At 69.8% G+C, this 13330-nt stretch carries 14 protein-coding genes; 5 read left to right on the top strand and 9 right to left on the bottom strand.

All coding sequences use genetic code 11. The features are described from left to right. Positions 1–82 precede the first annotated feature (82 nt). From GGQ91_RS01600 to tam, 5 genes are all read left to right on the top strand, one after another. Positions 83–826: a GyrI-like domain-containing protein gene (locus tag GGQ91_RS01600; RefSeq protein ID WP_043347148.1), complete on the top strand. Its 744-nt coding sequence runs from the start codon at positions 83–85 to the stop codon at positions 824–826. A gap of 202 nt (positions 827–1028) precedes the next feature. Then, positions 1029–1790 carry an endonuclease III domain-containing protein gene (locus GGQ91_RS01605; protein ID WP_078947349.1) on the top strand — a complete coding sequence of 254 codons (762 nt, stop codon included), beginning with the start codon at positions 1029–1031 and terminating at the stop codon, positions 1788–1790. 93 nt (positions 1791–1883) lie between these two features. Continuing rightward, positions 1884–2948, top strand: coding sequence for a tryptophan--tRNA ligase (trpS, locus tag GGQ91_RS01610; RefSeq protein ID WP_043382593.1), 1065 nt, complete (start codon positions 1884–1886; stop codon positions 2946–2948). Continuing rightward, positions 2945–3646, top strand: a complete 702-nt coding sequence (locus tag GGQ91_RS01615; RefSeq protein WP_182591218.1) for a haloacid dehalogenase type II — start codon at positions 2945–2947, stop codon at positions 3644–3646. The genes trpS and GGQ91_RS01615 overlap by 4 nt, the downstream gene beginning before the upstream one ends. A gap of 20 nt (positions 3647–3666) precedes the next feature. After that, on the top strand, positions 3667–4449 hold the full coding sequence (gene tam, locus GGQ91_RS01620; RefSeq protein ID WP_043760274.1) for a trans-aconitate 2-methyltransferase: 783 nt from the start codon (positions 3667–3669) through the stop codon (positions 4447–4449). Between the two features lie 23 nt (positions 4450–4472). Here tam and GGQ91_RS01625 read toward each other — a convergent pair whose 3' ends face one another. The 9 genes from GGQ91_RS01625 to GGQ91_RS01665 all read right to left on the bottom strand — a co-directional run bounded on the left by GGQ91_RS01625 (position 4473) and on the right by GGQ91_RS01665 (position 13118). After that, on the bottom strand, positions 4473–6548 hold the full coding sequence (locus GGQ91_RS01625; RefSeq protein ID WP_182591219.1) for a methyl-accepting chemotaxis protein: 2076 nt from the start codon (positions 6546–6548) through the stop codon (positions 4473–4475). A gap of 239 nt (positions 6549–6787) precedes the next feature. Then, entirely contained in the window at positions 6788–7441 is a 654-nt protein-coding gene (locus GGQ91_RS01630; RefSeq protein ID WP_043347120.1) for a pyridoxamine 5'-phosphate oxidase family protein, read from the bottom strand. A gap of 168 nt (positions 7442–7609) precedes the next feature. Next, the gene (gene ilvC / locus GGQ91_RS01635) at positions 7610–8629 is read right to left on the bottom strand and encodes a ketol-acid reductoisomerase (protein WP_012322218.1); all 1020 of its coding nucleotides are present in this window, start codon (positions 8627–8629) and stop codon (positions 7610–7612) included. Positions 8630–8641: 12 nt separating this feature from the next. After that, positions 8642–9298 carry a TetR/AcrR family transcriptional regulator C-terminal domain-containing protein gene (locus GGQ91_RS01640; protein ID WP_043347122.1) on the bottom strand — a complete coding sequence of 219 codons (657 nt, stop codon included), beginning with the start codon at positions 9296–9298 and terminating at the stop codon, positions 8642–8644. Between the two features lie 84 nt (positions 9299–9382). Next, a complete protein-coding gene (locus GGQ91_RS01645) occupies positions 9383–10027 on the bottom strand; it encodes a glutathione S-transferase family protein (RefSeq protein WP_111473225.1) in 645 nt (214 codons plus the stop codon). 24 nt (positions 10028–10051) lie between these two features. Next, positions 10052–10402, bottom strand: a complete 351-nt coding sequence (locus GGQ91_RS01650; protein WP_043347126.1) for a type II toxin-antitoxin system PemK/MazF family toxin — start codon at positions 10400–10402, stop codon at positions 10052–10054. Further along, the gene (locus GGQ91_RS01655) at positions 10383–10676 is read right to left on the bottom strand and encodes an AbrB/MazE/SpoVT family DNA-binding domain-containing protein (protein WP_043382578.1); all 294 of its coding nucleotides are present in this window, start codon (positions 10674–10676) and stop codon (positions 10383–10385) included. Before GGQ91_RS01655 ends, GGQ91_RS01650 begins: the two co-directional genes overlap by 20 nt. Positions 10677–10729: 53 nt before the next feature. After that, positions 10730–11272: an acetolactate synthase small subunit gene (gene ilvN, locus GGQ91_RS01660; protein WP_043347129.1), complete on the bottom strand. Its 543-nt coding sequence runs from the start codon at positions 11270–11272 to the stop codon at positions 10730–10732. 70 nt (positions 11273–11342) lie between these two features. Next, complete coding sequence (locus GGQ91_RS01665) at positions 11343–13118, bottom strand: acetolactate synthase 3 large subunit (protein ID WP_043760269.1); 1776 nt, start codon at positions 13116–13118, stop codon at positions 11343–11345. Positions 13119–13330 lie beyond the last annotated feature (212 nt).

Genomic DNA, 13330 nt, shown 5'->3' on the forward strand with positions numbered 1-13330 from the left:
CTCGCGGGCCGTCACGTTCGCCACTAGGTTACGCGGCGGGAGCCTGCGCGATCATCCGCGGGCCTCGACCGGAGCGCCCCACGTGATCCGCCTTCGTCCGCTCGTCGCCCTCTCGGCCGCCTTCGTGCTCGCGTCCGGCGGCCCGATCGCCGCGCAGCAGCAGCCTGCGCCGCCGCCCTCCACGGCACCCGCGCCGGCCCAGACGAACCCGCTGCCGACGACGACGGCGCCGAACCCGGTGGCCGATCCGGACAAGAGCGCGGCCCCGGCCCCCCAGCAATCGGTGGCGCCCCCGCCCGCGGGCCAGTCCGCGGTGGGAACGCCCGCGCGTCCGACGCTCATCGAGAAGGCCGGCGAGCCCGGCGACGTCGACGAGGTCACCCTGCCGTCGAAGCCCGCCGCGATCCTGTCGGGCAAGACCAAATGGGAGGAGGCCGTGCCGAACCTGAAGCAGGCCTTCGCGCGGATCGAGGCCGACCTCGCCAAGCTGGGCGTCGCGCCGGCCGGCCGGCCGCTGGCGGTCTTCACCCGGACCGACGATGACGGCTTCGAGTTCGAGGCGATGATTCCGGTGGCGGCCGCGCCGAACCCGGCGCCGGCGGAGACCGACGGGCTGCGCTTCGGCACGACGCCCTCCGGCAAGGCGTTGCGCTTCGCCCACAAGGGTTCCTACGAGTCGATCGACAGCACCTACGAGACCCTGACCGCCTATCTCGATGCCAAGGACATCGTGGTGCAGGACCGGTTCGTCGAGGAATACGCCACCGACCTCAAGGACGGTACCGACGACAACCTCGACGTGAACATCTACGCGCTGGTGAAGTAGGGGCCGGCAGATCGGCCGACGTCGCGGACCGATCCCGCGCCGGAGAACCGGCCGCAACCGCCGCCTCTCGCCCCTCTGCGGGGAAGGGAGGAGTGCACGGCACCCGATCGCCCGTTCCTGACGCGCATGCGCGGAGATCGGACAGATCGCCGCTGCCCCGCCCCGGCAGGAACAGGGGCGTCGGCTCGCGGATTCGCCCGACATGCCCGCCACCGCCCTCAGAACCGGGACCGTCCCGCCTCCGCGCCGCAAGGCGGCCCCCAACGCCATGGATCCCGCCCTCGCCGAGAAGGCGCTGGCGATCCACGCGCGCCTCTGCCCGGTCTACGGCTGCCCGATCCCGTACTTCCACAGCCTGGATCCGGTCAGCGAACTCGTCTCCTCGCTCCTGTCGCACCGGACGCGCAACGCCGAATCCGGCCGGGCCTTCAAGGCCCTGCGGGCACGCTTCCCGGACTGGGAGGCGGTGATCGACGCGGACGTGCCGGAGATCGAGGCCGCCATCGCGGGAGTGACATGGCCGGAGCTGAAGGCGCCGCGCATCCGCGACGTGATCCGGGCCCTGCGCGACCGGTGCGGAACCCTCGACCTCGCCTTCCTGGCCGACATGGAGGTCGAGGCGGCGCGGGCGTGGCTGCAGGCCATCCCCGGGATCGGGCCGAAGACCAGTGCGGCGGTCCTGTCGTTCTCCACCCTGCGGATGCCGGCGCTGCCGGTGGACAGCCACCATCACCGGGTCGCCCAGCGCCTCGGGCTGATCGGCCCGCGGGTCGATGTCGGCCCGGCGCACGCGATCCTGCGGGGGCAGTTGCCCGCCGCGTGGAGCGCGCAGGATCTCTACGACAATCACGAGATCCTGATGCTGCACGGCCAGCAGGTCTGCCACCATCACCGGCCCGCCTGCGGGCGCTGCGTCCTGACCGACCTCTGCCCCAGCGCGAAGCGCCCCGTGCGGGAGCCGTGAGCGCGTCCTTGACCATTCCGGCCTACGGGTGCGAGTAACCCCGCGCCCGGACGGCGCGGAGCCCCGGTCTATCTTTGCTCAGGATCGGCGCCGATGGCCGCGTTCACCGAATTGGTCTTCTCGGGCGTCCAGCCCACCGGCAACCTGCATCTCGGCAACTATCTCGGAGCGGTGAAGCGCTTCGTGGAGATGCAGGACCGCGACGCGCAGTGCCTGTACTGCGTGGTCGACCTGCACGCGATCACCGTCTGGCAGGATCCGGAGGCCCTGCGCGGCCAGATCCGCGAGGTCACGGCCGCCTTCCTCGCCGCCGGCATCGATCCGAAGCGCTCGATCGTGTTCAACCAGAGCCAGGTGCCCCAGCACGCCGAGCTCGCCTGGGTGTTCAACTGCGTCGCCCGCCTCGGCTGGCTGAACCGCATGACCCAGTTCAAGGAGAAGGCCGGCAAGGACCGGGAGAACGCCTCGATCGGCCTGTACGACTACCCGGTGCTGATGGCCGCCGACATCCTGGCCTACCGGGCGACCCACGTGCCCGTGGGCGAGGACCAGAAGCAGCATCTGGAGCTGACCCGCGACATCGCGCAGAAGTTCAACACCGACTTCGCAGGCTCGATCGCGGCGCACGGCCACGGCGACGCGTTCTTCCCGATCACGGAACCGCTGATCGGCGGTCCGGCCGCCCGGGTCATGTCGTTGCGCGACGGCACCAAGAAGATGTCGAAGTCGGACCCGTCCGACAACGCCCGGATCAATCTCACGGACGATGCGGACGCCATCGCCCAGAAGATCCGCCGGGCGAAGACCGATCCGGAGCCCCTCCCCTCCGAGGTGGCGGGCCTGAAGGAGCGGCCCGAGGCCGACAACCTCGTGGGGATCTACGCGGCGCTGGCCGGCATCAGCCGCGAGGACGTGCTGCGCGACTTCGGCGGGGCGCAGTTCTCGACCTTCAAGCCGGCGCTCGCCGACCTCGCCGTGACGAGCCTCGCGCCGATCGCCGGGGAGATGCGGCGGCTCACCGCCGATCCCGGCCATATCGACGCCGTGCTGGCCGACGGCTCCGGCCGGGCGGAGACGATCGCGGCGCAGACCCTCGACGCGGTCAAGGACATCGTCGGCTTCGTGCGGCGGGGTCCGAGCCTCCAGGCGGTGCGGTGACAATCCGGGCGCTGGTCTTCGACGTCTTCGGGACGCTCGTCGACTGGCGCTCCGGCGTCGCCCGCGAGGGGGCGCGGCTGCTGGCGCCCGTCGCGCCGAGCCTCGATGCCGGCGCCTTCGCGGATGCATGGCGGGCCCGCTACGACCCGTCGATGGAGACGGTGCGCTCCGGCGCCCGGCCCTATGTCGACCTCGACACGCTCCAGGCCGAGTCCCTGCCCGACGTGCTGGCGCAGTTCGGCATCGCGGGCGTGCCCGAGACCGTGCAGCGGGAGCTGGTCCAGGCGTGGCACCGGCTCGACGCCTGGCCCGAGGTGCCGGACGCGCTGCGGCGGCTGCGGGAGAAGCACCTCCTGGCACCGAACTCCAACGGGCCTGTCCGGTTGATGGCCGACCTCGCCCGCCGCAACGGGCTGATCTTCGACGCGGTGCTCGGCGCCGGCTATTCCCGCGACTACAAGCCGAAGCCGGCGCTCTACCGCGACGCGGTGGCGGCCTTCGGGTTCGCGCCGGCGGAAACGATGATGGTCGCGGCGCACTCGAACGACCTCGCGGCGGCGGCGCGCCACGGTCTGTCCACCGCCCACATCGCCCGCCCGCACGAGCACGGCCCGGCCGGCGGCGAGACCGCGCCGACGGTGCCGGTCACCCACGCGGCGCGGGACCTGGCGGACCTCGCCGACCAGCTCGGCTGCTGAGGCGTCGCACGGAGGTAGAGATGGCCGATTGGAACCCCGCCCTCTACACCCGCTTCGAGGACGAGCGGACGCGGCCGGCGGCCGAGCTCCTCGCCCGCGTGCCCCTCGACGCGCCACGGCTCGCCTGCGATCTCGGCTGCGGGCCCGGCAATTCCACCGCGCTGATCGCGGCGCGATTTCCCGATGCTGAGGTGCTCGGCCTCGACAGTTCCCCGGCGATGCTGGAGAGCGCCCGTGCCCGCCTGCCCGACCTCACCTTCGCGCAGGCCGATGCCGCGACCTGGGTCCCGGAGCGCGCCCCGGACCTGATCTTCGCCAACGCCGTCCTGCAATGGCTGCCGGACCACGCGACCCTGCTGCCGCGGCTGTTCGGTCTCCTCGCCCCGGGCGGGGTGCTCGCCGTGCAGATGCCCGACAATCTCGCCGAGCCCACCCACCGGCTGATGCGCGAAGTCGCGGCGGCCGGACCCTGGGCGGCAACGATCGGCGACCCGGCCGTGGCCGGCCGCCTCGGCCGCATGCTGGAGCCCGCGGCCTACTACGACCTGCTGGCGCCCATGGCCGCCGAGGTCGATGTCTGGCGCACTGCCTATCACCACCGGATGGCGGATGCCGCCGCCATCGTGGACTGGGTGAGCGCCACGGGGCTCCGGCCCTTCCTCGACCCGCTGGAGCCCGGGGAGAAGGCCGGCTTCCTGGCGGCCTATACCGGCGCGATCGACGCCGCCTACACGCCGCGCAGCGACGGGCAGCGCCTGCTGGCCTTCCCGCGGGTGTTCATCGTCGCCCGAAAAGCCCCGTAGCGCGCAGGCCGGCCCGGTGGTCCTCAGGCCGCGCGCACCGTTCCGAGGAAGCGGCTGACCTCCGTCCGGAGGTGCTCGGATTGCTGCGACAGGTTCGCGGACGAGTCCAGCACCTGGCCCGCGGCCGAGCCGGTCATGTCGGCGGCTTCGGCCACGCGGGCGATGTTCGTCGTCACCTCGCCCGTGCCGGCGGCGGCCTGGGTCACGTTGCGGACGATCTCCTGGGTCGCCGTACCCTGCTGCTCGACCGCGGCGGCGATCGTCGTGGCCACGCCGCTGATCTCGTCGACGCGCGTCGTGATGCTGCCGATCGCCGAGGCCGCCTGCGCGGTCGAGGCCTGCACGCGGGCGATCTGGCCCGCAATCTCCTCGGTGGCCCGCGCGGTCTGTTCGGCCAGCGCCTTCACCTCGGCGGCCACGACCGCGAAGCCCCGTCCGGCCTCGCCGGCACGGGCCGCCTCGATGGTGGCGTTGAGGGCTAGCAGGTTGGTCTGGCCCGCGATGCCGCTGATCAGCGCCACCACGTCCCCGATCTTCATCACGGCCGCACTCAGGTCCTCGACCAGACGCACCGTCCGCCCGGCCTCGTCGGCCGCGGCCCGCGCAAGCTGCGCGGAGCCCTGGACCTGACGCCCGATCTCCTGCACGGAGCTGCCGAGCTCCTCGGCCGCCGAGGCCGCGGCCCGGACGTTGGCGGCCGCCTCCTCGGCCCCGGCCGCGACGGTGGTCGACTGGCCGGCGGTCTCCGACGCCGTGGCGGCCAGCGCCCGGGCCGTGGCCTGCAGCTCGGTGGCCGCGTTCGTGACCGTCTCGACGATGCCGCCGACCGCCTGCTCGAAGGTGTTCGCCAGATCCGCCGTCACCCGCTTGCGGTCCCGGTCGGCGGCGGCTTGGGCAGAAGCCCGCGCCTGCGTGTCGGCCTCCGCCTGCGCCCGGAGGCCGTCGCGCAGCTTCAGGACGGCCCGCCCGACCAGCCCGACCTCGTCGCGGCGCCGAGCCTCGGGCACGTCCGCCCCGTAATCGCCCGCGGCCATGTCGCCGATGGTCCTGCCGAGGGCGCGGACCGGCTTTCCGACGAGGCGGTGCAGCGCGCCGAAGACGACCGCGCAGCCGATCAGCACGCAGAGGACCGAGATGCCGATGAGCCTGGCGCGCGCCTGATCGGCGGCAGCCGTGAGCGTCGCCACCGGCACCGCGACCACGATGGCCCAGCGGTCGGGCGTCTCGCCCGCCTGGATATGCTGCGCCATGTACCGCCACGGCGCCCCATCCGGGCCCGGCGCATCGGTCACCACCACGGCGCCTGCCGCGATCGCCTGCCTGGCCGCGTCGGCTGCCGACGCGTCGAAGCCGTGCATCGGCTTCCCGGCCGCCGCGCCGGTCGGATGCGCGACGGTCGTTCCGCTCGCCGAGACCACGGCCAGGTAGCCGGTCCCGAACGGCTTCACCGCGCCGAAGGCGGCATTCAGGGATCCGAGGTCGATGTCGACCCCGGCGGTGCCGCGATACGTGCCGTCCACGCTGATCGGCGCGCCGAACGACATCATGACGACGTCCTTCCCGGCCACCTTGTAGATGTAGGGTTCGATGGCCACCAAGCGGTTCAGCTTCTTCGGCTGAAGATAATAGGCGCCGTCCGGCTCGGCCTCGTAGCCGGTGAGAACCTCCCGCTTGATCGTGCCGCTGCCGCGATTCCAGTAGGGCATGAAGCGGCCGCTCGCGTCCGAGGAGGCCGTGCCGGCGAACGTGCGGTCGCGCCCGTCCAGGGCATCCGGCTCCCAGCCCGTCCAGGTCGCGATCAGGCTGGGGTTGGCGCGCAGAAGCTCGCGCAGCATCGCATCGTAGACCTCACGGTCCTGAATGCCGCGGGCGCGCAGGGCCGAGGCGGAGACCGCGATGCTCTCGGCGGTCTTGGCCGCGACCGCGAGGCGAAACCGGACCTCGCGCGCCTCGTTCGACAGAGTCTCCGACTGCATCTTGGCCGCCTGCTCCTCGAAGGAAGCGTTGATTCGACGGGCAAGAAAAGTCATCCCTCCCGCGAAAACCGCAGCGATCAGGACGCTACAGATAACGGCGACACGCAGGGGCAGCGAAAGCATGTTCTCTACGATCCGCGCAAGGATGTGACCGACCAGATTTGCAGGAAATCTAGCGGCCACCCCCGCACATCGTCAAGAAATTTTGAACTCGGCCGCGATCAGTCGCAATTATATTTCTACATCAATATGAAGCGCCGCGGATATCTACTTGGTATCAACTTGTGCGCCGAAGATTGAATTTCCGGCATATCGAGCGCCCGCCGGCCGCCCCATTTCGCGGGGCGGCCGGCAAAAGGTCGTCAGGCCTCGCCGCGGGCGACCAGCGCCTCGTACTCCGAGACCTCCAGCTTGCCCTCCCGGGCGACCCGCGCCTTGTCTTCGTCGCTGATCACGTCGCCCGCGAGGTCCAGACGCTTCCAGGCGGCGAGCGGCGTCTCGCGGCCGGGCCGCGGCACGTACTTGTTCTGCTCGAGCTTCTGGTACTTGTGGATGTAGCGCGGGCAGTTGATCCAGATCTTCGTCACCGCGACCTTCACCAAGTATTTGGCCTCGGTGTACTCGGCCATCAGGGCGTCGTCGCGCAGCAGCGTGGCGTGGCCCTGCACGCGGATGCGGTGGGGCGTCTCGAAATCGATGAACAGCAGGCCGACCTTGGCCTGCCCCGCGATGTTGCCCATCGAGTAGAACATGCCGTTGCCGTCGAAGCCCGGGAACACCAGCGTGTTGGCGTCGAGCACCTTCACGAAGCCCGTGGGGCCGCCCTTGTAGGAGACGGTCGGCATGCCGTCCGGGTCGACGGTCGAGAGGAAGAACATGTCGCGGGAGCCGATGAAGGCGGCCTCGTCCGGCTGGATGCTCTCGTGGACCCAGTCCTCGTCGAGGCGCACCGCGAGCTTGGTGGTGCCGAACTCCTCCTGCAGCGCCCGGTGCGCGTCGGAATAGAGCGATGCCATGCGTGACCTCTCCGCTAGCCGGTCCTCTTACACGCGGGACCGCTGGCGGGCTTATGGCCGGGACTCCCCAGGTCGGGCAACCCGGAACGCGAAGGGCCGGCCACGCCTCCGCGCGACCGGCCCCCGGCGTGACGACCGGGCGAAGCCCGGCCGCGTGATGCGAACAGATCAGTTGCGGGTCTTGTCGACCAGCGCCTTCTCGGAGATCCACGGCATCATGCCGCGGAGCTTGGCGCCGACCTCCTCGATCGGATGGGCGGCGAGCTTGGCGCGGGTCGCCTTGAAGGAGGTCTGGTTGACCTTGTTCTCCAGCATCCAGTTGCGGGTGAAGGTGCCCGACTGGATGTCGTTCAGCACGCGCTTCATCTCGGCCTTGGTCTCGGGCGTGACGATGCGCGGGCCGGTGACGTACTCGCCATACTCGGCCGTGTTGGAGATCGAGTAGTTCATGTTGGCGATGCCGCCCTCGTAGATGAGGTCGACGATCAGCTTCACCTCGTGGAGGCACTCGAAATAGGCCATCTCGGGGGCGTAGCCCGCCTCGACCAGGGTCTCGAAGCCGGCCTTGATCAGCTCGACGAGGCCGCCGCACAGCACGGCCTGCTCGCCGAACAGGTCGGTCTCGCACTCCTCCTTGAACGTCGTCTCGATGATGCCGGCGCGGCCGCCGCCGTTCGCCGAGGCGTACGACAGGCCAAGGTCGTGGGCGTTGCCAGACGCGTCCTGCGCGATGGCGATCAGGGTCGGCACGCCGCCGCCGCGGAGGTACTCGGAGCGCACGGTGTGGCCCGGGCCCTTCGGGGCGACCATCAGGACGTCGAGGTCCTTGCGCGGCTCGATCAGGTTGAAGTGGACGTTGAGGCCATGGGCGAACAGGAGCGCGGCGCCCTGCTTCATGTTGCCCTCGAGGGACTCGCGGTAGATGTCGCCCTGCAGCTCGTCGGGGGTGAGCATCATCACCACGTCGGCCCACTTGGCGGCTTCGGCGACCGACAGGACCTTGAAGCCCTCGTGCTCGGCCTTCTTGGCGGTGGCGGAGCCCTCGCGCAGGGCGATGACGATGTCCTTCACGCCGGAATCGCGCAGGTTGAGCGCGTGGGCGTGGCCCTGGCTGCCGTAGCCGACGATGGCGACCTTCTTGCCCTTGATCAGGTTCAGGTCGGCGTCGCGATCGTAATACACCCGCATGTCTGTCTCCTCTTAAACGTGGCGGTTCGGGTCGGGTTTGGCCTGGCCGTAGAGGGCCAGAAACTGCTCGACGGCGCGGCCCGCATCGCGCCGGATCTCGGCCCCGTCGAAATCGAGGGTCTCGCCGAGCAGAAGTCGAATCTGGATATCCCGGCCGACGAGGCCGAAGAAGGTGCGGAAGGTGGCCTCGCTGTCGGCGAAGGCGAGTAGCCCGGCGGCGCGCCCGGCCTCCAGCACGGGCTTCACCCGCTCGCCGATGGCGAAGCGGCCGTTGGCCAGCACGATGCCGCCGAGATTGCTCTTGCGCGAGCCGGCATGCGCGATGGCGATGCGGTTCAACGCGACCGAGGTGGGGCCGGTGATGACCTCCAGCCACGTCACGGCGAAATCCTGCAGGCGCTCCCGCAGGGTCGCCCCGTCGAGGATCTGCGCGGCGTCGTGCCCGGCATGGACCCGGGAGGCCTGCCAGCGCACCGTCGCGGTCAGCAACCCGTCCCGGTCGCCGAACCACTTGTAGAGCGTCTCCTTCGAGCAGCTCGCCCGGCGCGCGACGGCGTCCATGGTGAGCTGCTCGCCGTCCTCGACCATGAGGCCGAGCACGACGTCCAGCACCGCCTGCTGGCGTGCCGACGGCGCTTCCCGCTCTGCTGTGGCGCTGGCCTGCATCATCTCGAATAGCGTACCGTACCGTACGGTACGCGCTCTAGGCCGATTCGATGGCCGCGGCAAGGGGGTTGCCGCGACCGAATGGGATTAGTGCGGGAGCGGCAACCCCTCGCGGGCGAAGACGGCCTGCACGGCCGGGCGCTCGGCGACGCGGCGGGCATGGGCGGTCCAGGCCGGGAAGCGGCCGGCCATGTCGAACCGCAGCACCGGGCCGTTGGCCCAGAACCAGAAGACCATCAGGTAGGCGTCGACGACGCTGAAGCGGTCGCCCACCGCCCAGCCGCCGTGCGAGAGGCGCACCTCGGTCATGGTGGCGAGATCCGCGTAGGTGTTGGCCGCCTTGCTCTTGATGCCGTCGAACGCGCTCTCATCCTCGGTGTAGCGTTCCGGACGGCGGACATGCGCGTAGGTCACGTGATGGTTGCAGGCGAGCCAGCCGAGCCACTCGTCCGCGGCGGCCTGCTCCCGCAGGTCGGCGGGCCACAGAGCCGTCTCCGGCACCTGACGGGCCACGTGGCGCATGATGGCCGCACATTCGGTGAGCACCCAGCCGTCCTCGGTCAGCGCCGGCACGCGGCCGCGATCGTTGATCGCGAGGTATTCCGGCCGGCGCTGGTCGCCGGCGGCGAGGTCGAGCTTGATGCCCTCGTAGGGCAGCCCGGATTCCTCCAGGACGATGTGGGCGGCGAGCGAGCAGGCGCCGGGGGCGTAGTAGAGGGTGCGGGCGGTCATGACACTGCTATACGCCGTCCTGCTTCAAAGCCCGAGCAGTTTCGCGATCTGATGCCGGACTTCGGCGAGAACAGCGCCCGGCGCGACGCCGAGGCGCCTCAGAATACGCGCCCGCTGATCGATGGACCGGATCTGATCCGTCAACACCGCGCCTTCGACAGTCATTCCGACCGGAAGCATGACCTTCGTCGGCCATGGTTCGATGTTGCTCGTAATCGGGCAGACGATGACGCGGCGCGTCGCCGTGTTCATCAGCACTTCCGACACAACCAACGCCGGTCGACGCCCATCTTGTTCCGTCCCGCGGACAGGACCGAATTCGACGAGGATCAAATCGCCGGCCTGAAGCGATGGCTCAGCGGGAGTCGTCGTCATCGATGATCTCAGAGCCGACATCCGGACCCCAGTCCACGGTCGGCGGCTCGAAATCCGGGCCCAGACGGCGCATCTCGGCGACCATGTCCTCGAGCGTATAGACCGGCAGCCCGTTGACGTACCGGCGCCCAGCCCATTGCTGCGGCTCCGGCGGGACCGGGCGCTTCGAGACGATCTCGACCGTCTCGCCTTCGCGGATGCCGAGTTCTTCGGCCTCCGCGCTGCTCAGACGGACGGCGAGGTCGTCACCCCAGCGGATGACCTTGGCTTCCATCACTCCGCCTCCTGCGGGGACGGGGCATCTTAGCAGAGGTCAGCCGCCGGAGCCTACAGCGGCTCAGCCCCACGCCCCATCGCGGAGATGCCGGTCCGGCAGATCTCCACCAGCCCGATCACGCTCATCAGGCGCACGAACCGGTCGATTTCCTCGGTGGCCCCGGTCAATTCGAACACGAAGGAGTTGAGCGTGGCGTCCAGCGTCTTGGCGCCGAAGGCGGCGGCGAGCCGCAGGGCCTCGCTGCGGTGCTCGCCCTCGCCCTTCACCTTCACGAGGCAGATCTCGCGCTCGAGGGCATTGCCCTGGAGCGTCAGGTCCACCACCCGGTGGACCGGCACCAGCCGGTCGAGCTGCGCCTTGATCTGCTCGATCACGGCGTTGGTGCCCGTCGTGACGATGGTGATGCGGGAGATGTGGCGCGCCTCCTCGGTCTCGGAGACGGTCAGGCTCTCGATGTTGTAGCCGCGGCCGGAGAACAGGCCCGAAATGCGCGCGAGCACGCCGGGCTCGTTGTCGACGATCACCGCCAGCGTGTGCCGGTTCACCGGCTCGACGCGGACGGCATCGGGGTAGTGGGTGTTCATCGCATTCATCGCCGGCCTCGTCCTCGTCGTCCCGTCCGTGCTCACCAGCGGCGACCCCGGAGGGCCGCCGCCAAACCCATCACACCAGCATCTTGCCTTCCTCGGAGATCACGTCGCCGAGTTCGACGCCGGTCTCACCGAGGTAGTCGGACAGGAGCATCTCGTTGTGCGCCTTGCCCGACGGGATCATCGGGAAGCAGTTCTCGGTCTTGTCGACGATGCAGTCGAAGATCACCGGGCCGTCATAGGCGAGCATCTCGGCGATGGCGCCGTCGAGGTCACCCGGCTTCTCGCAGCGCATGCCCTTGGCTCCGTAGGCCTCCGCGAGCTTCACGAAGTCCGGCAGGCTCTCCGAATAGCTCTGCGAGTAGCGCGAGCCGTGCAACAGCTCCTGCCACTGCCGGACCATGCCCATGTACTCGTTGTTCAGGATGAACACCTTGATCGGCAGGCGGTACTGCACCGCCGTCGACATCTCCTGCATGTTCATCAGGATCGAAGCCTCGCCGGCGATGTCGATCACCAGCCCATTCGGATGCGCGAGCTGCGTGCCGATCGCCGCCGGCAGGCCGTAGCCCATCGTGCCAAGGCCGCCGGAGGTCATCCAGCGGTTCGGCTCGTCGTACTTGAAGTACTGGGCCGCCCACATCTGGTGCTGGCCGACCTCGGTGGTGATGTAGGTCTCGCGGTCCTTGCAGGCCTCGTAGAGGCGCTGGACAGCGTATTGCGGCTTGATGATCGTGCCCGACGGCCAGTAGGCGAGGCAGTCCCGCGCCTTCCAGGCACTGATCTTCTGGAACCACGGATCGAGGTTGGACTTGTCGGGCCGCGACGGCAGGGCGCGCCACGCCTCCAGCATGTCGGCGAGCACCGAGGCGCAGTCGCCGACGATCCCGACATCGACCTTGACGACCTTGTTGATCGAGGAGGCGTCGACGTCGATGTGGATCTTCTTGGAGAAGGGCGAGAATGCGTCGAGACGGCCGGTGATCCGGTCGTCGAACCGGGCGCCGACGCAGATCATCACGTCGCACTCGTGCATCGCGAGGTTGGCCTCGTAGGTCCCGTGCATGCCGAGCATGCCCAGGAACTTCTCGTCCGTGCCCGGATAGGCGCCGAGCCCCATCAGGGTCGAGGTGATCGGGAAGCCGGTCTCGCGGACGAGCTCGCGCAGCAGGCGCGACGCCTCCGGGCCGGAATTGATCACGCCGCCGCCGGTGTAGAAGACCGGCCGGCGCGCGGTCGCCATCAGCTCGACGGCCGCGCGGATCCGGTCGGCGTCGCCCTTCACGGCCGGGCGGTAGGTCTTGTGGCTCGCGATCTCCGGGCGCTCGTAGAGGCCGGACGCGAACTGGATGTCCTTGGGCAGGTCGACCACGACCGGGCCGGGACGGCCGTTGGCCGCGACGTAGAACGCCTCGTGCAGGATGCGCGGCAGGTCGTCGATCGATTTGACCAGGTAATTGTGCTTCGTGCAGTGGCGCGTGATGCCGACCGTGTCGCATTCCTGGAAGGCATCGGTGCCGATCAGGTGCGTCGGGACCTGCCCGGTGATGCAGACCAGCGGGATCGAATCCAGCATCGCGTCGGTCAGCCCGGTGACGATGTTGGTCGCACCGGGGCCCGAGGTGACCAGCACGCAGCCGACCTTGCCGGAGGAGCGGGCATAGCCCTCGGCGGCGTGGACGGCGCCCTGCTCGTGGCGGACGAGGATGTGCTTGACGGCGTTCTGGTGGAAGAGCGCGTCGTAGATCGGAAGTACGGCGCCGCCCGGATACCCGAACAGCGTGTCGACACCCTGATCCTGGAAGGCCCGGATGACCATCTCGGCCCCGGTCATGACCTCGCCGCCCATGCTCGTCTCCTCGCGCTCTCCGGAGCCACCGCGATCCCGTGATCGCCGCCCTGCCCCGTCCTCTCTCCCGGCACCCTCGTCACGCGGGGCGGTCTCCGCCTCGCCCGAAGGTGCCTATCGCCTCGGATCTCCGTCCGTCCCAGTCCTGTCCCGCCCGGACGCGGGCAACAAAAAAGGGCCCCGAGGGACCCTGCATGCGCCACCGCCCGGAT

The organism is Methylobacterium fujisawaense (assembly GCF_014138435.1).
Classification (GTDB): domain Bacteria; phylum Pseudomonadota; class Alphaproteobacteria; order Rhizobiales; family Beijerinckiaceae; genus Methylobacterium; species Methylobacterium fujisawaense.